Source organism: Streptomyces sp. NRRL F-5122, assembly GCF_001507435.1.
GTDB lineage: Bacteria > Actinomycetota > Actinomycetes > Streptomycetales > Streptomycetaceae > Streptomyces > Streptomyces lannensis.
In genome coordinates this window covers 116834-135840 of the sequence record NZ_LMWH01000093.1, presented here as the reverse complement: position 1 = coordinate 135840, position 19007 = coordinate 116834, and the positions used below count along the sequence as shown (strand labels likewise).

19 protein-coding genes are annotated in these 19007 nt (G+C 71.2%); 12 read left to right on the top strand and 7 right to left on the bottom strand.

Features of this window, described 5'->3' with window-relative positions:
* Nucleotides 1-45: 45 nt before the first annotated feature.
* A complete protein-coding gene (locus ADL25_RS12295) occupies nt 46-501 on the bottom strand; it encodes a hypothetical protein (RefSeq protein WP_059127722.1) in 456 nt (151 codons plus the stop codon).
* A gap of 162 nt (nt 502-663) precedes the next feature.
* On the opposite strand from ADL25_RS12295, the gene ADL25_RS12290 reads away from it, so the two are divergent.
* A complete protein-coding gene (locus tag ADL25_RS12290) occupies nt 664-1647 on the top strand; it encodes a GlxA family transcriptional regulator (RefSeq protein ID WP_059127721.1) in 984 nt (327 codons plus the stop codon).
* A 40-nt stretch (nt 1648-1687) separates the two neighbouring features.
* Here ADL25_RS12290 and ADL25_RS12285 read toward each other — a convergent pair whose 3' ends face one another.
* Nucleotides 1688-1990 carry a hypothetical protein gene (locus ADL25_RS12285; RefSeq protein ID WP_059127720.1) on the bottom strand — a complete coding sequence of 101 codons (303 nt, stop codon included), beginning with the start codon at nt 1988-1990 and terminating at the stop codon, nt 1688-1690.
* Between the two features lie 310 nt (nt 1991-2300).
* On the opposite strand from ADL25_RS12285, the gene ADL25_RS12280 reads away from it, so the two are divergent.
* Complete coding sequence (locus ADL25_RS12280) at nt 2301-2774, top strand: carboxymuconolactone decarboxylase family protein (protein WP_059127719.1); 474 nt, start codon at nt 2301-2303, stop codon at nt 2772-2774.
* A gap of 110 nt (nt 2775-2884) precedes the next feature.
* Here the strand turns inward: ADL25_RS12280 and ADL25_RS12275 are convergent, their stop codons facing one another.
* Both ADL25_RS12275 and ADL25_RS12270 read right to left on the bottom strand, forming a co-directional pair.
* Nucleotides 2885-6082: a DUF3427 domain-containing protein gene (locus tag ADL25_RS12275; RefSeq protein ID WP_079050305.1), complete on the bottom strand. Its 3198-nt coding sequence runs from the start codon at nt 6080-6082 to the stop codon at nt 2885-2887.
* 143 nt (nt 6083-6225) lie between these two features.
* Nucleotides 6226-7239, bottom strand: coding sequence for a hypothetical protein (locus ADL25_RS12270; RefSeq protein ID WP_059127718.1), 1014 nt, complete (start codon nt 7237-7239; stop codon nt 6226-6228).
* Nucleotides 7240-7484: 245 nt separating this feature from the next.
* Here ADL25_RS12270 and ADL25_RS12265 point away from each other — a divergent pair, with 245 nt between their 5' ends.
* Both ADL25_RS12265 and ADL25_RS12260 read left to right on the top strand, forming a co-directional pair.
* Nucleotides 7485-7829, top strand: coding sequence for a hypothetical protein (locus ADL25_RS12265; RefSeq protein WP_059127717.1), 345 nt, complete (start codon nt 7485-7487; stop codon nt 7827-7829).
* A 190-nt stretch (nt 7830-8019) separates the two neighbouring features.
* Nucleotides 8020-8787: a class E sortase gene (locus tag ADL25_RS12260; protein WP_059127716.1), complete on the top strand. Its 768-nt coding sequence runs from the start codon at nt 8020-8022 to the stop codon at nt 8785-8787.
* 3 nt (nt 8788-8790) lie between these two features.
* On the opposite strand, the gene ADL25_RS12255 is transcribed toward ADL25_RS12260, so the two are convergent.
* Complete coding sequence (locus tag ADL25_RS12255) at nt 8791-10179, bottom strand: MFS transporter (RefSeq protein WP_059127715.1); 1389 nt, start codon at nt 10177-10179, stop codon at nt 8791-8793.
* Nucleotides 10180-10379: 200 nt separating this feature from the next.
* Here ADL25_RS12255 and ADL25_RS12250 point away from each other — a divergent pair, with 200 nt between their 5' ends.
* From ADL25_RS12250 to ADL25_RS12235, 4 genes are all read left to right on the top strand, one after another.
* Nucleotides 10380-10913, top strand: coding sequence for a winged helix-turn-helix transcriptional regulator (locus ADL25_RS12250; RefSeq protein WP_059127714.1), 534 nt, complete (start codon nt 10380-10382; stop codon nt 10911-10913).
* Nucleotides 10914-10964: 51 nt separating this feature from the next.
* On the top strand, nt 10965-11276 hold the full coding sequence (locus ADL25_RS12245) for a DUF6412 domain-containing protein (RefSeq protein ID WP_059127713.1): 312 nt from the start codon (nt 10965-10967) through the stop codon (nt 11274-11276).
* 118 nt (nt 11277-11394) lie between these two features.
* Nucleotides 11395-12111 carry a membrane protein insertase YidC gene (yidC, locus tag ADL25_RS12240; protein ID WP_059127747.1) on the top strand — a complete coding sequence of 239 codons (717 nt, stop codon included), beginning with the start codon at nt 11395-11397 and terminating at the stop codon, nt 12109-12111.
* Nucleotides 12112-12259: 148 nt separating this feature from the next.
* Nucleotides 12260-13117 (top strand): fumarylacetoacetate hydrolase family protein, encoded by an 858-nt coding sequence (locus ADL25_RS12235; protein ID WP_059127746.1) that lies wholly within the window; start codon nt 12260-12262, stop codon nt 13115-13117.
* A gap of 85 nt (nt 13118-13202) precedes the next feature.
* Here the strand turns inward: ADL25_RS12235 and ADL25_RS12230 are convergent, their stop codons facing one another.
* Nucleotides 13203-13673 (bottom strand): heme-degrading domain-containing protein, encoded by a 471-nt coding sequence (locus ADL25_RS12230; RefSeq protein WP_059127712.1) that lies wholly within the window; start codon nt 13671-13673, stop codon nt 13203-13205.
* Nucleotides 13670-14755: a Gfo/Idh/MocA family oxidoreductase gene (locus ADL25_RS12225; protein WP_059127711.1), complete on the bottom strand. Its 1086-nt coding sequence runs from the start codon at nt 14753-14755 to the stop codon at nt 13670-13672. The genes ADL25_RS12230 and ADL25_RS12225 overlap by 4 nt, the downstream gene beginning before the upstream one ends.
* 56 nt (nt 14756-14811) lie before the next feature.
* Between ADL25_RS12225 and ADL25_RS12220 the strand changes: the two genes are divergently transcribed.
* The 4 genes from ADL25_RS12220 to ADL25_RS12205 all read left to right on the top strand — a co-directional run bounded on the left by ADL25_RS12220 (nt 14812) and on the right by ADL25_RS12205 (nt 19007).
* On the top strand, nt 14812-16005 hold the full coding sequence (locus tag ADL25_RS12220; RefSeq protein ID WP_059127710.1) for an ROK family transcriptional regulator: 1194 nt from the start codon (nt 14812-14814) through the stop codon (nt 16003-16005).
* A gap of 146 nt (nt 16006-16151) precedes the next feature.
* Nucleotides 16152-16928 (top strand): hypothetical protein, encoded by a 777-nt coding sequence (locus tag ADL25_RS12215; RefSeq protein ID WP_059127745.1) that lies wholly within the window; start codon nt 16152-16154, stop codon nt 16926-16928.
* Nucleotides 16929-16987: 59 nt separating this feature from the next.
* The gene (locus tag ADL25_RS12210; RefSeq protein WP_059127709.1) at nt 16988-17743 is read left to right on the top strand and encodes a GntR family transcriptional regulator; all 756 of its coding nucleotides are present in this window, start codon (nt 16988-16990) and stop codon (nt 17741-17743) included.
* 142 nt (nt 17744-17885) lie between these two features.
* On the top strand, nt 17886-19007 hold the full coding sequence (locus ADL25_RS12205) for a TIGR03364 family FAD-dependent oxidoreductase (protein ID WP_059127744.1): 1122 nt from the start codon (nt 17886-17888) through the stop codon (nt 19005-19007).

Below are 19007 nucleotides of genomic sequence, written 5' to 3'. Positions count from 1 at the left end.
CGGGCGTGTTCCCGCGCCTGGGCCCCCGCGAGGTGTGCCGGATCCCTAGGCGCCGGTGGTGGACCCCGGACGCACGATCATCAATACGGTGACGGCGGCCCAGAGGAGATTGAAGATCCCGGTCACCATGGCCAGCCGTACCGTGGCCCGCGCGTCGAGTACGCCCTCCTCCACGCTCCGGAGGACGGCGCCCTGCCGGGGCAGCACCAGGGCGCCGAGCACCACCGCGGCAACCGCGGTCAGCGCGATCGACACGATCAGCCATGCGTCACCGAGCACGCCCATGTTCTTGGCGGTGGCGAACCCGAACACCGGGACCGCGACACCGACGACGGCGTACACCCGGCAGATGCGGTGCAGCAGCGCGAGGTTGAGCAGGCTTTCGCCCGGGTCCGCCGGCACCTTGCGTGCGAGAGGGGGGAACATGCTCGCGGCGACGGTGACGGGGCCTACGGCGACGATCGCTGCGAGGACGTGAACGGCGAGAAGGAACTTGGTCACGGGCCGAGGCTAGGTCGGCAAGATCATGGCCGACAGTGGCGCAATTGCCAGTACTCAACGGATTCTCGCCACCCTCTCCAGGTGCCCGCTGACCTGCGAAGGCCCTTGAGTAGCCGGTGCCGGGTACTTGGCCGGATCCCGGCGCACCCTTACGCTCTCGCCATGCACACCGTGGCCGTCCTGGCGCTGGACCAGGTGATCCCCTTCGACCTCTCCGCCCCCATCGAGGTCTTCACCCGCACCCGGCTGCCCGACGGGCGGCCCGCCTACCGGGTGCGGATCTGCGCACCCCAGGAGGAGGTGGACGCCGGCGCCTTCCGGATCCGTGCCCCGTACGGGCTCGAAGCGCTGGCGGAGGCGGACACGATCATCCTGCCGGGCACGGCGGATCCGACGCGCCCCCTGCCCGAGGAAGTGCGGGAGGCCCTGCTCGCGGCCGCCGCACACGGCACCCGCATCGCCTCCGTCTGCGCGGGCGCCTTTGTGCTTGCGGCGACCGGCCTGCTGGACGGCCGCCGGGCGACCACGCACTGGGTGGCCGCGCAGCTGCTGGCCGAGCGCCATCCCGAGGTGACGGTCGACCCGGACGTGCTGTACGTCGACGAAGGCCAGTTCCTGACCTCGGCGGGCGCCGCCGCCTCCCTCGACCTGTGTCTGCACATGATCCGCAAGGACCACGGCTCGGCCGTCGCGGCCGACGCCGCCCGGCTGTCGGTCATGCCGCTGGAACGGGAGGGCGGCCAGGCCCAGTTCATCGTCCACGCCCTGCCGCCGTCCCCCACCGGGGCAACCCTGGAGCCGTTGCTGCGCTGGCTGGAGGAGAACGCGGACCGGGACCTGACCCTCGACGACATCGCGGCCCGTGCGGGCATGAGCTCCCGCACCCTGAACCGCCGGTTCCGCGAACAGACCGGCACGACGCCGCTGCAGTGGCTGCACCGGGCGCGGATCCGCAGGGCCCAGTACCTTCTGGAGACGACGGCGCACCCCGTCGAGCGCATCGCGAGCCAGACCGGGTTCGGCTCCCCGACGGCGTTCCGCGACCGTTTCAAGCGGGTGGTGGGGACGAGCCCCTACGCGTATCGGCGCGCGTTCCAGGGAGTGCGAGGCCCGGATTCCGGGGCCCTCGGGGGAGAGGTGGCCTGAACGGCGCACCCGGGCCGAGGAGATGATCCGGCCGGACGCCTCAGCCGCGCCGGTCGGCCACGGCCCACGACGCCAGGGCGACGGCCCCGGCCACCCCGAACACCGCGGGCCACGCGCCCACCTTCTTGGCCAGCGGATGCGATCCGGCGAAGGCGGCGAAATACGCGGCGGTCAGCGCGCCGGCCGCCGCCCCGCCCGCCTGCTTCCGCCACCGCTGTGCGGCGGCGGCACCGGCGACGGCGAGCACGGCCCCGCCGAGCTGCCGCTTCCTGCTCCAGCGGGCGACCCCGTACCCGCCGACAAGCCCACCCGCGGCCACCACTGCCGTCGGAACCTTCGCCATCGCCGTCCGCCTCCCGCTGGTACGTCTCCGGGCCGTCGCGACGACCGACCCGGTCGCCGTTCCGGCTGCTGACCGAGGCTAACCCCGTGCCGGGACAGGCCCTGGAGCCGGGGTCGAACCGGGCGCGCCGCGGCGGTCTGCCCGTGCGGCAGGCGGACAGCCGTGCACCGGCGGCAGGCAGTCCATGGGCCCGAGGAGCCGGTGGGCACGTGAGACGCACGTCACATGCGCCGGCTTCGTCGCGCTGTCACATCACCACCGGGCCGTTCCGTCAGTGCTGTGCAACCATCAAAACAGCGAGGAGATCACCATGGAAGCGCGACTGAACTTCTACACCAACCCCGTCGCCGGCAAGTTCCTGCGGTACATCAACTCGGCGGCCAAGGTCATCACCGATTCGACCCTGCCGGCCGCGACCCAGGAGCTGGTGAAGATCCGGGCCAGCCAGATCAACGGCTGCGGTTTCTGCACCGACATGCACACCAAGGACGCCACGGCCGCCGGGGAGACCGCGCAGCGCCTCCACATGGTCGCGGCCTGGCGGGAGGCGAAGGTCTTCACCGAGGCCGAGCGGGCGGCGCTGGAACTGGTCGAACAGGGCACCCGCATCGCGGACGCGGCCGGCGGCGTCCCGGACGAGGCCTGGGCGGACGCGGCGAAGCACTACGACGAGGACCAACTCGCGGCGCTGGTCTCCCTCATCGCCCTGATCAACGCCTACAACCGCATGAACGTGATCGTCCGTCAGCCGGCGGGGGACTACCAGCCGGGGCAGTTCGCCTGACTGCGCGCCCACCGACGATGCACACCGGGCCCGGAGGCCGGCCGCCACCTTGCGCGGGGGCTGTCCACCGGGCCTGCGCGTGCGGGCTTCGCCCGATCCGGTCCCGGTGATCAGCCGGCTGCGATGGCCGAGTACGCCCACACATCCGCCGGGATCTCGTGCTTGAGCCGCCACGTAATGGCCATCGGCTTGCTCCCCTTGTGGCCCTCGTACTCAGCAGGCCCCAGCAGCATCCACGGCTGAGCCCCTCCGATGTCGTTCGTCTTGTAGCGGCGCACGAAGAGGAGGACGTGACTGCCAGCCATGGCATGACGCTGGTAGCGGATGCCGGTAGGGCTCGTCTCCGACGTCTGGTTCTGCGACTCCCAATGGAAGAGCGTGTCGTTCAGCGCGTAGTCGTGGTACCGAGTCTGCGGCGAGAAGTCCCTCTCGTCCTTTTCCAGGGTGATGAGCAGTGCATCGGTCGAAATGGACTCGCACCACTTCACACCCTCGCGGAAGTCACCCGGCATAAAGCCACCGATGAAGGACTGACCAAGCGCGGGGAGGATCTCTTCGCGGGTGTAAGAGGCGTGAATGGTCAGGGGTACTCCGTGCGGGCCGCCGATCCCGAGGAGGGGAATCGGGACGTGCTCGGTATGAGCGAGGTTGTACTCCAGTACCTGCCGGAGTTCGCTGCGCACGGCGTGCTGAGTGCGGAGTGCGGCAAAACCGGTGTCGTAGTCCGGGAACCCCTTGCGGGCGACGCCACCCAAGGGCCAGAACTGGAAGAAGAGCATGCGGGCATACGCCTGCCGCTGCTCGTCGAGAGAGCTGTAGGGCGGGGCGTCGTCCTCCAGCATCCGTGTGTACGCGCTCACACGCAGGGGGTCGTCGACGTGAAGGAAGGCCGGAACACGCTTCAGGAGCGCTGCCTCTCCCTCCGGTGCCTCGCCCTTCAACAGGCCGGAGCGCCGGAGCAGGCCGGTCCATGAGTTGCCATTGCCCCGGTAGAGCTCCTTGAGCTCGCGCCCACTCTCGTAGAGGTAGTTGCTCAGCTTCGGCTGGGCGTAGTCGGCCACCTCACGGGCCAGCACGGTGACGTTGACGCCGATCTGGTCCTTGATGTTGGCGATGATCGCTCGCTTCGCCTTCTCCTCCAGGATGATCTGGCAGCCCGAGGGAAGTTGCGGGAAGTCACGCTCGACGTGGTCCAGCAGGCGCTTGCGCGTCAGGTTCGTCAGGGCCCGGAACTGGTTCTCGAAGCGGAATTCCTTGCGATGCTGGCCGATGAAGTCCAGCACGGTCAGAACCGCCTTGTTGTCACTGCGGCGCAGGCCGCGGCCGAGTTGCTGAAGGAACACGGTCGCGCTGGAGGTCGGGCGGAGCAGGAGCAGTGTGTCCACGTCGGGGATGTCGAGACCTTCATTGAAGAGGTCGACGGAAAAGATCACCTGCAGTGCCCCCGATGCGAGGTCGGCGAGAGCCTGCCTGCGTTCCACGGGCGGCGTCTCTCCCGAGAGGGCCACTGCGGTGAGGCCGGCTCTCCGGAAGTACTCCGCCATGAAGTGCGCGTGTGCGACGGAGACGCAGAATCCGAGTGCCCGCATGGTCCTGGGATCGGCGACCTTCTCCTCAACAGCCTTCACGACCAGCCGTGCCCGTGCGTCGTTGCCGGTCAGAACGTTGCTCAGTGCGGTGGGATCGTAGGCGCCACGCTTCCACTCAATAGCGCTCAGATCGGTGTTGTCGCTGATGCCGAAGTAGTGGAAAGGGCTGAGGAGGTCGTTCTCAAGGGCCTCCCACAGCCGCATCTCGGCAGCGATCCGGCCCTCGAAGAACTCGTCGTGGATGTTCTTGCCATCCATGCGCTCGGGGGTGGCCGTGAGCCCCAGCAGCTCCAGCGGTTGGAAGTGATCGAGGATGCTCCGATACGTCGGTGATGTGCCGTGGTGGAACTCGTCGATCACGATCACATCGAAATGATCAGACGCTATCTGGTCCAGGGCGCGTGCATTCAGCGACTGGACGCTGGCGAAAACGTGTGTCCAGCGCTCCGGGATCTCTCCACTGTGGAGCTCCTCACCGAAGTTCGCGTCGACCAAGACATCCTGGTATGTCCGGAGTGACTGTTCGAGGATTTCCTTGCGGTGGGCGACGAACAGAAGTCGCAGGTCACGGCCGTGCTTCTTGCGCAACTGCTTGTAGTCGAGCGCTGCCATGACGGTTTTGCCGGTGCCGGTCGCCGCGACGAGGAGGTTCTGATGCCGGTCGTGAACCTCACGCTCGACTTCCAGCCGCTCCAGCATGTCGCGCTGGTGTGGATAGGGCCGTACCTCAAGGCCGGACAGCGTGATGCCACGGTTCGATGCGGTCTTGGACGAGGTGCCTGCCGCAACGGCCAGCGCTTCCTGGAGCCGGTCCCCGTCAGTCGCCGGGTCGTACGTCTCGAAGGACGCGTCGCTCCAGTACGCCTCGAAGGTGGCATCGAACTTACGCAGAACGTCAGGCGTGGCGATGGACGACAGCCGGACGTTCCACTCCAGGCCGTCCAGCAACGCGGCTTTGGAGAGGTTGGAACTGCCGACATACGCCGTGTTGTAACCGCTGTTGCGACGGAAGAGCCAGGCCTTCGCGTGCAGCCGCGTCGACCGGGTCTCGTAGTTCACCTTCACCTGGGCGTTGAACTCCCGCACCAGCCTGTCCAGCGCGCGCCGCTCGGTTGCCCCGATGTACGTGGTCGTGATGACACGTATGGGTACGCCGCGCTCATGGGCTGCCCTGAGGGACTGCTCTATGATCCGCAGCCCGTGCCACTTCACGAATGCGCAGAGCAGGTCGATTCGGTCGGCGGTAGCCAACTCGGCGCGCAACTCGAATCCGAGGCTGGGGTCGTCAGGGGAGTTGGTGAGCAGGGCGGTGTCGGAGAGGGGCGTGGCCGGGCGGACGGCGAAGACCCCTGGAGCCTCCTGCTTGGTCAGAGCCAGGAGTTGACGGGGACCGGTGGCCACGAGATCCACCCACTCCTGTGCCCCCTGAAGGGTGCTGATGGAGTCCAGGATGTGGTTGGCGGCATGCACCCGCTCCTCCGGCGGCAGGCCTTCCAGCACGTGCCGTACCGTCCCGGCCACGTGACGCGCCAGGACATGGGGTACCGACTCGGGGCCGACGGCGTCGCTCAACGGGTGCCAGCCGAGGTCGGCAAGTTCCTTCAGCCTCTGCTCGAACCGCAGCGTGATGAGTTCCTCGTACACACCCGCGAGGGGCTGGGACAGGACCTCCTTCTCGGACACGCTGGCTCCCTTGATCGCTCGGACGGCGGTGCTCATGTGTAACAGAGAGCACTGACACTGCCATCTGGCCGTGCCGCCGAGGCTCAAGGCCCAGGGCTACTACGTGTTGGGGGAGGCGGCCCGTCGGCCCCGGCCCAGCGCTTGCCGTGGGGCTGGGGCCCACCACGCGGTGCGGCAGGTCACCCCACGCCGTGGCACTCCTCATAAACCCGCCCCGACACACACCAGCACCCCGCCCCCCGCTCCGGCGGCCAGGCGACCGCGCGGCCGCGGGCCGCAAGTGTCGTCGCGTACTGGGGCAGCAGCGTGATCTCCGCCGGGGACGCGCTCTCCGACGCCGCGAACGCCTCGTACGACGGCACCGTGCCCGTCACGATGCCCAGGTTCGGCGTGCCGGAGGCGGCCAGTTCCCGCAGTGATTCCTCTATCGTCGCCAGGTGCTCCTCGCGGGAGGGGTACTCGGTGGCCAGCGTGGGGTACGCCGAGACCAGCTCCTGCAGTTCGGTCTCCGGCCAGTGCAGTATCGCCACCGGGAACGGGCGGGAGAGCGCCTCCCGGTACGCGCCGAGCTCCGCCCGCAGGCGGCCGATCTCCGCCTGGAGCTCCGCGGGGTTGTCCGAGCCGAGGGACCAGATCCGCTTGGGGTCGTGGAGCTCGTCCAGGGAGACCGGCAAGGAGTGGAGTGTGTCCGCCAGCCCGTCCCACTCGTCGTGCGCCGCGCCCAGCATGCGGCGGACCCGGTGGCGGCCGTAGAGAAGCGGGTGCGTGGCGTGCGGGGGCTCCGCGTGGTCGGCGAGCAGCAGCGTCAGCCCCTCGGTGAACGTCGCCTCGGCCGCCTCCAGCTCGTCGTGCGACTCCAGGGATTCCGCGATGATCAGCCAGGGCGCAGGATGCCCGGGGGAGGTCGCGCGGAGCCCGTCGATGATCGCCCGTGCCTCCGCCTCGTGGTCGTACTCCCACAGGTTCGACGCCTTGAGGGCTCGTACGAGGTGGGGGTTCTCGAGCGGCTCGGAGGACGAGAGCAGCCGGTCGTACAGCGTCGTCGCCCCGGGGCGGTCGCCGGCCAGTTCCAGATGGGCCGCGGCCTGCAGCAGCAGGTGTTCCGCGTCCTCGGGATACAGTCCGGCAGCCCGCTCCAGGCGTGCTGCTTCGGCGTTGTGGTCGACGTTCTCGGCAGGCGTGTCGGGGCGCATGGGGGACACCGTACTGCCGCCGACCGGGAAAGGAGAGAGATCCCAGGCCAGGGGCGGCGGAGAGAGCCCGCCGAGCCGTCCCGCAGGAGGGGCGGGGCAGCCCGGATCACCAGGGAACGGGCGAGCCGACACGGCATCGTGACTCAGCGTCAACCGTCGGTGGCTCCGGATACGATCAAACTTGTCATGTCTACGATAGAACGGAGTTCTACGGGGTGAAGGGCAGGTTTCTTTCCGTAGCCGCCATGGCCGCCGCCGGTTTCCTGCTGGCGACGACCCCGGCCTCGGCGGGCACGGACACTCCCCGCACGTATGCCCCGGGGGGCACGGGCTGGGGCGAGTTCGGCGCATACGGCGACAAGGTCAAGGTCTGCGACACCAAGGCCGACAACACCTACATCAGGGCCACCGTCTATGGACCTGCGACCGGGAACACGCAGGTCACATACGAGATCCACGGCAAGGGCAACTGCTCGACCGGCAGCAGGAAGAACCTCATCGAGGGCAAGAAGGTCCTGATGGTCGTCTGCGCGATCAAGGACAGGAACACGACCCCCGACTGCTCGCCCGAGGTCAAGGGCATCGCCTGAGGCCGACGTCCGGGCCGGGGCGGTGGTCCGCCCGCCCGTGACCACCGGCCGTTTCAGCGGTGGGACGGTAGAGGGTAGGGGCCTCGGTCGTCCGGGGCCCGTACCGCCGGCGCGCGGCAGCGCTGTGATGGAGCGCCGACCTCTGCACGCTCATGGCTACTTGGAGCCCCACCCCTTATCGTCCGGCGCCATGCGCATCCCCGTCGTCCACCACGCCGCACTGCGGCGCCGCGCCGTGCGCCACCGCTTCGTCCGGTCCGGTGGCGAACTGCTGGTCACCGTAGGAGTCGTGCTCATGCTGCTCGTCGTGCACCAACTGTGGTGGACCAACCGGGAGGCGCGGCAGGGGGCCGAGCGGAAGGTGCAGGCGCTGGAGCGGGAATGGGGCGGGCCCGAGGGCCCGAGCGGGTCCGGGGGCATCGGCTCCGGGGGGACGGCCGATGCCGCGAACGGGACGACCGGGACCCCGCCGCAACGGCGGCAGGCGGTCGCCGCGCGTCCCGCGCGCTCCCGGGCCTATGCCGTCCTCGCCGTCCCCCGGCTCTCCCTGCGCGCCCCCGTCGCCGAAGGCATCAGCAAGACCGGTGTGCTCAGCAAGGGGTACGTCGGCCACTACCCGGGCACCGCCCAGCCTGGGCAGGCGGGGAACTTCGCGGTCGCCGGCCACCGCAACACCCATGGTGAGCCCTTCCGACACCTCGACCGGCTGCGGCCCGGGGACTCCGTCGTCGTGGAGACGCGGTCGGCGACGTACACGTACGTCGTCGACCAGGTGCTGCCCCAGACCTCGGCGGCGGACGGAGGCGTCATCGCGCCGGTGCCGCGCAGCCGCGTCAGTCCTTCCCACGGGTACGACCGTCGCGGGTACTACCTCACCCTGACGACCTGCACCCCGGAGTTCACCTCCCGGTACCGGCTCGTGGTGTGGGGCGTGCTCGCCTCCGCACGCCCCCGGTGACCGCTACGAGCGCTCGCGCAGCACCAGCACACCCAGTGCGCCCACCACGGCCAGCCCCGCCGAGACGACCGCGGCGACGTTCGCGCCGTGGGCCGGGGAGCCGCCGCCGGAGGTCACCAGGGCGATGGTGAGGGCCACGCCCGCGCAGGAGCCGATGTACCGGAACGTCTGCTGGGCGCCCGAGCCCATCGCGGCCCGTTCGGCGGGGACCGACTGCACGGCGACCAGCGGGAGTGCGGCGTTGAGCAGCCCGCTGCCCACACCGCCGATCACCAGACCCGGCAGCACGCGGGTCCAGGAACCCGAGCCGACCGCTCCGAGCATGGTCAGGACGGCAGCGGCGTGCAGCGCGAAGCCGAGGGCCAGCTGGTGGCGCGACGAGATCCGGCCGGCCAGGCGCTTGGCCTGGAGCGCGACCACGAAGGACAGTCCGGACCAGAGCAGGAACAGCCAGGCCGTGTCGAGCGGGGAGAGGCCGAGGGTCCGCTGGAGCAGGGTGGGCAGGAAGGTGAACAGGCCGAGCACCGCGAGGCCCGTGAACAGACCGCCCACCGCGGAGCCCAGGAAGCGCGGGCGCCGGAGCAGGGAGAGGTCGATCATCGGGGTGCGGTTGCGGTGCTCGACCAGGGCGAAGGCCGCCATCAGGACGACGGCCGCCGCGAACAGCAGCGCCACCGGGGTGCGCAGCCAGCCGTCGCGGCCGAGTGTCAGCGCCGCCACCAGGGCGACCAGGGCGAGACTGAAGACCAGGGCGCCCACCAGGTCGGGGCGGCCGCCGCGCGGGGCGCGGGACTCGGTGAGGGCGCGTGCGGACAGGGCGGCCACGAGTAGCGTCACGGCGCCGAGGACCAGGTATGTCGTCCGCCAGCCGGGCAGCGCCCCGGCGACCAGCGGGCCGACAGCGATGCCGCCGCTGACGAAGGCACCCCACACACCGGTCGCGTGGAGTCGCCCCTTCGGGGTCGGGAAGGCCTGCACCAGCAGGCCGAGGCTGCTGGCGAGGATCGCTGCGCTCGCCGCACCCTGGGCGATGCGGGCCAGCGTGAAGAGCAGGGTGGACGTCGTGAAGCCGCCGAGCACGGTGGTGATGCCGAGGGCGATCGTGCCCGCCACGAAGATCCGGCGGCGGCCGTAGTCGTCGGCGAGGCTGCCGGCCACCAGGAGCAGGGCGGCCAGGCCGAGGGGGGTGCCGTTGAGCAGCCAGGCCTGCGCGGAGACCCCGGTGTGCAGATCGGCGGCGATGCCGGGAAGCGAGACGGCCGGCGCGGTGTACGTCATCAGCGCCACCGCGGTGGCGGCGCTGGTCAGGGCGAGGGTGGGGGTCGCCCGAGGCGTCTCGGGGACCGTGCCGGTGGCGGCGACGGTCCGTTGGGTGCGTTCCAGCTGTGGCATGGCCTGCCCTTTCCGGGGCCGGTCGGTTCAGGGGTTCGACCGACAGGTGTTCAACGGTGTGAGGTTGGACAGTCAGGTTCGTTCACTGAACCTTGCTGAGCATGACCGTAGCAGGCATGGGTTCGGTCATTGAACCAAGTTTCGGAAAAGTCGATTCGGTCAACGAACCAACTGGTCGGGAGCTGGCTACAGTGGAGTGCATGGCTCTTGGCAAGGACTACGCGACGCAGGAGTGCTCCATCGCGCGTGCGCTGGAGGTCGTCGGCGAGCGATGGACGCTGCTCGTCGTGCGTGACGCGTTCTACGGCGTGCGTCGCTACAACGACTTCCTCGTCCATCTCGGCATTCCGCGTGCCGTGCTGGCCGCCCGCCTCCAGACCCTCACCGCCGAGGGGATCCTGGACAAGCGCCGCTACCAGGAGTCACCGCCGCGGGACGAGTACGTCCTGACCGCCCGCGGCCTCGCCCTGTGGCCCACCCTGCGGGCGCTCGGTCTGTGGGGCCGCGACTTCCTGAACAAGCCGGACCTGCGCACCTTCCGGCACGCCGTCTGCGGTACCGAGCAGGAACTGGGGCCCTACGGCGAATGCCCGGCCTGTGGAACCGTCGTACCGGTCTCGGACGTCGAACTGATGCCGGGACCCGGACTCGACCGGGACCCGGCCGATCCGGTCAGCCGTGCGTTGCTGAAGCCGAAGAGGCTGCTGCAGCCGCTGGAGACCGAGCCTGTATAACGGACACCAGCCGTCGGGACGGCGCGAGCGGTCGGGGAGGGAGAGCGGTCCATGGTCCGGATGCCGGTGAATCCGCGCCCAACCGTCGTGCTGCTGATCCTGCTCCTCCAGGTCGCCCTCCTCGACACCGGCAGCCTGTCCGCCGCCGTCGCCTTCGCCGCGACCGCCGCGGCCGGTGCGGCTCTGGCCGTCTGCGCGCTGATCGCCGCCCGCAGCGCCCCCGCCGTGCCGCCGACCCTGGTGCGCACGGCCATCCGCGACCGCGAGCACCGTACGGCGTTCCTGCCGCAGCGGGACCCGGACGCCCGGGGCCGTACGCGACCGCGGGCACCGGGCCGTACCCTTCCGGCGACCGCCGCGTAGGGCACACACTCGTCCGTTCCGTACGCCCACCTGTGTGACCCCGCGCGGGTCGTCATGCCGACACCTCTTCACACCCGGCACGACGAGACCCCCGGAGGGCTCACCCATGTCCACGTTCATGTCCGTGTTCGCCGATCTGGTCGACCGGCTGGCCGGCCTTCTTCAGCCGCTCTTCCACGCCTCCGCGGCGGCCGCCGCGATCGTCCTGTTCACCGCGCTCGTACGACTGCTCGTCCACCCTCTGTCCCGGGCCGCCGCACGCGGACAGCGGGCACGCGCCAGGCTCCAGCCGAAGATCGCCGAGCTGCGCGCGAAGCATGCCCGCAGCCCCGAGAAGTTCCAGAAGGCCGTGGTCGAGCTGCACGCGCGGGAGAACGTCTCCCCGCTGTCCGGTCTGCTGCCCGGCCTGCTCCAGATCCCCGCCTTCTTCCTGCTCTACCACCTCTTCTCGAGCACGACGATCGGCGGCGAGGGCAACGACCTGCTCACCCACAGCCTCTTCGCCGCGCCGCTCGGCGACCGGTGGGCCGACGCGCTCGGCAACGGCGGCCCCTTCGGACCGGCCGGGCTCGTCTACCTCGCCTTGTTCGTGCTCGTCGCGGCCGTCGCCGCCTACAACTACCGGCGTACGAAGCGGACGACGGCCGCGATCCCGGCCCCGGCCCGTCCAGGCGACGCCGGACAGGTTCCCGGACTCGGGGCGGTGACCCGGGTTGCGCCGTTCCTGTCCTTCTTCACCCTCGTCACCGTGGCGGTGGTGCCGCTGGCCGCCGCGCTGTACGTGGTGACGAGCTCGACATGGAGCGCGCTCGAGCGGACGCTGCTGTACCGCTGACCGCGTGGCGGTGCGGTCCAGTCCGTGAACCGGGTATTGCGGACTGGACGTCGACCTTGGAGGATCGACCAGTCCTCCGATGGCTGGGGCCAGCCGCACTCGGCCGTATCCATCGGCCGGGATGCCGCGATCGAGGGAGATTGTGATCATGAAGCTGCTGCGAGTCGGTACGGCGGGGGCCGAGCGCCCCGCGCTGCTCGACGCCGAGGGGACCCTGCGGGACCTGTCCGGTCTCGTCCCGGACATCGACGGACCTCTGCTCGCCGACGACGCGGCGCTCGGCCGGATCCGCGCCGCCGCCGCGTCGGGCGAGCTGCCGGAGCTGGATCCGGACGGGCTGCGCATCGGACCGCCGCTCGCCCGTATCGGCAAGATCGTCTGTATCGGGCTCAACTACCACGACCACGCCCGCGAGACCGGCGCCCAGCCGCCCGCCGAGCCGGTCATCTTCTTCAAGGCGTCGGACACGGTGGTCGGGCCGCACGACACCGTGCTCGTGCCGCGCGGGTCCACCAAGACCGACTGGGAGGTCGAACTGGCGGTCGTCATCGGCCGTACCGCCCGCTACCTGGAGTCGGAGCAGGAGGCGCTCGCGCATGTCGCCGGGTACGCGGTGGCGCACGACGTCTCCGAGCGCGAGTTCCAGATCGAGCGCGGCGGGACGTGGGACAAGGGGAAGAACTGCGAGACGTTCAACCCGCTCGGGCCGTGGCTGGTGACCGCGGACGAGGTGCCGGACCCGCAGGGACTGTCGCTGAAGCTCTGGGTCAACGGCGAGCTGAAGCAGGACGGGACGACGGCCGAGCAGATCTTCCCGGTCGCCGAAGTCGTGCGGTACGTCAGCCGGTTCATGACGCTGTACCCGGGTGACGTCATCAACACCGGTACGCCGGCGGGCGTCGCGCTCGGGCAGCCGGACCCCAAGCCCTATCTGCACGCCGGGGACGTGGTCGAGCTGGAGATCGAGGGGCTCGGCAGGCAGCGCCAGGAGCTGAAGGACGCGTAGCGACTTCGCCGGGGCGGGGAACCGCGCGTGTGCGGCAGGCCGGACGAATACGGCAGCTCGGCCGCTCGCGCGGTTCCCCAGGCCCCTAGCGGAGCTCGGTGAACTTCTCCAGCGCCTCCACCACCAGGGCGTGGTCCTCCACCTGGGGCAGACCCGAGACCACCACGGTCCCGATCACTCCGGCGCCCTCGACCGCGATCGGGAACGCACCGCCGTGTGCCGCGTAGGTGTCGGCGTCCAGACGCGAGGACTCCTCGAACGTCGTGCCCTTCGCCCGGAAGCGGGAGCCGACCAGCAGGGAGGAGCAGCCGTAGCGCTCGACGACGCGGCGCTTGCGGTCGATCCAGGCGTCGTTGTCAGGTGTCGAGCCCGGCAGCGCCGCGTGGAAGAGCTGCTGCCCGCCGCGACGGATGTCGATCGCGACCGGCGCCTTGCGGGCCCGTGCCAGCTCCACCAGCAGGGTGCCGAGGGACCAGGCGTCGTCGTGGGTGAAGCGGGCGAGCGTCAGGCGCCGCTCCTGGGCCTCGAGTTCCTCGATCTCCGGTGCCGTGCTCACAGCGTCACCACCACACCGTCGCGGGCCGAGCGGCGGGCCGCCTCCAGGACGTCCAGCGCCGCGGCCGCCTCGTGCGCGGTGACCGGGACCGGGCCGCCCTCGCGCAGGGCCTTCGCGATCGCCGCGTAGTACGCGGGGTAGTCGCCGGGGAGGGTCGGCACGGGGTCGCCGCCGCCGGTGAGCGGGGACTCGCCCGCACCGATCCGGCCCCACAGCGGCTCGGGCTCCTGGCCCCAGCCGGGTCCGGGGCGCAGGCCCTCGCGCAGCGCGGCCTCCTGCGGGTCGAGCCCGTACTTGACGTATCCGGCGCTGGAGCCGAGCACCCGGAAGCGCGGGCCGAGCTGGGCCGTCGTGGCGGAGGCGTACAGATGGGAGCGGACGCCGCTGGTGTGTGTGATCGCGATGAACGTGTCGTCGTCGGTCTCCGCGCCGGGACGGCGGACGTCCGACTCGGCGTACACGGAGGCGGCCGGGCCGAAGAGGACCAGCGCCTGGTCGACGACATGGCTGCCCAGGTCGTAGAGCAGACCTCCGACCTCTGCTGGGTCGCCGGACTCACGCCAACCGCCCTTGAGCTGGGGGCGCCAGCGTTCGAAGCGGGACTCGAAGCGCCAGACGTCGCCGAGCTCGCCCTCCGCCAGCAGCTTGCGGAGCGTCAGGAAGTCGTTGTCCCAACGGCGGTTCTGGAAGACGGAGAGCAGCAGGCCGTGGGCCTCGGCCAGCCCGGCCAGCTCGCGCGCGTCGGCCGCCGTGCCCGCGATCGGCTTGTCGACCACGACCGGCAGACCGGCCTCCAGGGCGGCCGTCGCGATCGGGACGTGCGTCTTGTTCGGGGAGGCCACGACGATCAGGTCCAGCTCGTCCGCCCGGGGCCACAGCTCGTCCGCGGTGGCGGCGGTGCGCACGTCGGGGAACTCCGTGCGGGCCTGCTTCTGCCGCTCGGGGTTCGAGGTGACGACCGTGTCGAGGACGAGGCCCTCGGTCGCGGAGATCAGCGGGGCGTGGAAGACGGAGCCCGCGAGGCCGTAGCCGACCAGGCCCACGCGGAGAGGGGTGTCAGTACCAGGGGCTGTACCAGTCATGCCCCCTACTTTCGCAACGCTGTTGCCAAAGTGCAAGCGCGAGGGAGAATGGACGGGTGAACAGGACGTATGCGGGAGGCGGCGCAGTCAGGCTCGGGGTCGGGACGGCCGCGGCCGGCGGAGCGAATCTGCCGGCGCTGCGCAGCCACAACACGGCGCTCGTGCTGGATCTGCTGCGTACGGCCGGGGAGCCGGGGATCAGCCGCCTGGAGCTGGCGGAGCGCACCGGGCTCACCCCGCAGGCCGTCAGCAAGATCACGGTCCGGCTGCGTACGGACGGACTCGTCACGGAGGCCGGCCGGCGCGCCTCCACCGGAGGCAAGCCGCGCACGGTGCTGCGGCTGGTGCCCGGCGCCGGGCACGCCGTGGGGCTGCATCTGGACCGGGACGAGCTGCGCGCCGTGCTGTGCGATCTCACGGGCGCGGTGGTCGCCGGGCGGCGGGCTCCGCTGGATCTCGGCGCCGGTGCCCGCGCCGTGGTGGAGGGGGCCGCCCGGGAGGTGGAGGCCCTGCTGTCCGAGGGGGTGGCGAAGCGCACCGGGACGTCGGAGGACATCGCGGGTGCGGGGCCTTCCGTGCCCGTCCTCGGGGTCGGTGTCGCGCTTCCCGGTCCGCTCGACCACTCCCGCGGTGTGCTGCACCGTGTCACCGGATTCCCCGAGTGGGACGGGTTCCCGCTGCGCGACGCACTGGTGCGGCGGCTCGGGATGCCCGTGGTCGTCGACAAGGACACGAACGCCGCCGCGCTCGGGCTGGCCCTGGGCGGGGCGGTCGGGGGCGCCGACGCGTCGTTCGCCTATCTGCATCTCGGGACCGGGCTCGGCGCCGGACTGGTCGTCGGCGGGGCCGTGCACCGCGGCGCCCGGACCGGGGCCGGGGAGTTCGGCCATCAGGTGGTCCAGCTCGACGGGCCGCGCTGCGGATGCGGCGACCGCGGGTGCATCGAGGCGCTGTGCCTCGCCGCCGTCGCGCGGGGGGACCTGGCCGAGGCGGCCCGTGTGCTCGGCACGGGTGCGGCGAACCTCGCCGGACTGCTCGACATCGACCTCGTCCTTCTCGGCGGCCGCACGGTCGCCGCACACCCCGACGCCTTCGAGCGGGGCGTGGGCGCCGTCCTCGGCGCCCGAGCCCGGCGCGAGGGGTCGGCCACGGCCGTCCCGGTACGGATCGCCCCCGGCGAGGCGCGCGGTGTCGCGGAAGGTGCGGCGCAGCTGCTGCTCGCGCCGCTGTTCGGGCGGGCGGAGGGGTGACTCCCGGCCTCGCGCCGTCCTGCCGGGGCGAGACGGGCGCGGCGGTACGGCGACTGCGCTGATCGAGGGGACTTGGACGGCGGACCCCGGCCGGCAGGGCGTGGCGTGCTCCGGTGGCCGTTGCCCATGGCCGGTTCATGGGTGTCATGCGATTGTCTCGACGACCCCGGCTGGCCCCGGCGGTGCCGTGCGCCCTGGCCGCCACCGTCCTCCTCCCGCAGGCCTCGGCCATCACTCTGACGGCGGATCAGCGGACCGGCTGCGTCGCCACCAGCGGTACCTCCTTCCCGCTCACCACCCGTATCCGCGGCGGCCCCGGTGCGTACGAGTCCGGTGGCGCCGCTCACACCTGGTTCATCGACCTGAAGAACACGACCGCACACCGCTGCGACAGCATCCACCCGGTGCTCGTCCTGGTCGACGCCGCACGGACGATGACGGTCGCTCAGCCCCGGCTGGAGTTCTTCGACGGCGGCCGTCCGCACCAGGTCGCCTTCACCCGCACCGACCGGGCCGAGCTGGTCGGCGTCTTCGACGGCGGCCTTCCGGGCTTCACGGTCGACCCGGGGCGGACCCTCAGCGTGAAGGTGCGGCTGGCGCTGGCCCCCGGCGCCCGGCCGGACGACGTCGTGGCGAACGCGGCGATCGTGCAGCGGCACGGGAACGACGGGGACTGGGTCGGGGAGTCGAACGACTACCGGTTCCGGGTCGAGGCGGCGGGCGGCCCCACCGGTGCACGCACGGAGGCCGAGCAGAGGACGCAGCCACCCGCCGCTCAGCGCAGCCCGGCCGGGGACACGCTGGCCGACGCCGGACCCCGGCAGACGCACGGACTGGACGGGATGTCCACCGGACTGCTGGTCATGGCGGGTGCGGTCCTCGTGGCGGGGCTGCCCGTGCTGCTGTACCGCAGGCGTCGCTGAGCCGGTCCGGGACGGCGCCCCCTCCCGGCGCGGCCGGGTCCGTCTGCGACGATCAATGCGTGGACTACCCGAACGACCAGGACCCAGGTGCCCCCATCCGCTCCGGCATCCCCGAGCACGGCCGCATCCCGAAGTACTACGCGGTGAAGGCCCGGATCGCCGCGCTCGTCGAGGAGTTGGGCGAGGGCGGGCTGCTGCCCACCGAACGCGATCTGTCCGAGCGGTACGACGTCGCGCGCGAGACCGTACGGCAGGCGCTGCGCGATCTGCTCCTGGAGGGGAAGCTGCGGCGGCAGGGACGGGGAACGGTGGTCGCGGGACCCAAGCTGGAGCAGCCGCTGTCCCTGGCCAGCTACACCGAGGGCGTCCGCCGGCAGGGGCGCACCCCCGGCCGTGGCCTCATCACCCTCGACCGCTTCCCCTGCAACGACACCCTCGCCGCCGACGTCGGCCTCACCCGAGGCGAACCGGTCTGGCACATGGAGCGCGTGCTGCTCGCCGACGACGAGCGCGTCGGCCTGGAGAGCACCTACGTGGCGGTGGCGCGGGTGCCGCGGCTGGACACCGACTTCGACCCCGACTCCTCCTTCTACAGCTACCTCCACGAACAGGGCATCGTCTTCGGCGACGCGGACGAACGCATCGAGACGGTGTTGGCCGCACCGCGCGAGGCCCTGCTCATCGGGACTCCACCGGCCCTGCCGATGCTGCTGATCCACCGAGTCTCCCGCGACACGCTGGGGCGGCCGCTGGAGCGGGTCAGGACGCTGTACCGAGGGGACCGGTTCTCCTTCACGGCACATCTGGGCGGCTGACGGACGCACCGGGAGGGTCCTGGGACCCGTCCGTTTTTTATAACGTAAAGATAACGGGTCTAGCCCAAACTTGAAGGGTGGTTCACCATCCGGATGCCGAACGGATCCTTCCGATTTCCCGAACCCGAGGAGCGTGGTCGTCGTGAGAGTGACAGTCGTCGGAGCCGGCGTGGTGGGTACGATGCACGCCTGGCAAGCAGTGGAACGCGGCCACGAGGTCGTACAGATCGAGCGGGAGACCGAGGCCCGGGGTGCCTCGCTGCGCAACTTCGGGCAGATCTGGGTGAGTGGCCGCGCCGCCGGCGAGGAGCTGGAAACGGCCCTTCGCGCCCGGGAGCTGTGGGAAGGGCTCGGCGCGCGTGTGCCCGCGCTGGGCTTTCGCCCCAACGGCTCGCTGACGCTCGTTCGCACCGACCTCGAACGTGCCGTCGCCGAGGCCGCGCTGTCCCTTCCGGACGCGGCTGCGCGCGGTTACAAGCTGCTCACCCCGGCCGAGGCGCGCACGCTGAATCCCGCCCTGCGCGGGACGTACGAGGCCGCGCTGTACTGCGAGCGGGACGCGGCGGTCGAACCGCGCACCGCCCAGCTCGCGCTGCGCGCCGAGCTGCTGCGCCACCCGAACTACACCTTCCTGCCGGGCCGTGAGGTCCGCGAGGTCACCGGCCCCGGCACGGTCCGTGACGACCACGGCGAGGTGCACCGGGCGGACGCCGTCGTGCTGTGCACGGGCGCCTGGCTCGGCGGACTGGTCAAGGAGCTGGCGCCCGACCTTCCGGTGCGCCGCGTGCGGCTGCAGATGATGCAGACCGACCCCCTCGGCGAACCGTTGCCCACCTCGGTGGCCGACGCCGACAGCTTCCGCTACTACCCCGCCTACCGCGGCGAGGCCCTCGACCACCTCGACGCGACGCAGCCGCAGTCCCCGACCGCCGCCGCCCATCGCATGCAGCTGCTGATGGTGCAGCGTGCGGACGGCGGTCTGACGATCGGTGACACCCACGAATACGAGCACCCGTTCGCCTTCGACACGCTCGAAGAGCCCTACGAGCACCTGACCGGAGTCGTCGAGGGCTTCCTCGGCCGGCCGCTGCCGAGGATCCGCCACCGCTGGGCGGGGGTGTACGCGCAGTGCACCGACCCCGGTCGGGTCGTGCACCGCCAGCAGGTCCGCGAGGGGGTGTGGCTGGTCACCGGGCCCGGCGGGCGCGGTATGACCTGCGCACCCGCGATCGCCGAGACCACCGCGAACGATTTGGGTTGGTGA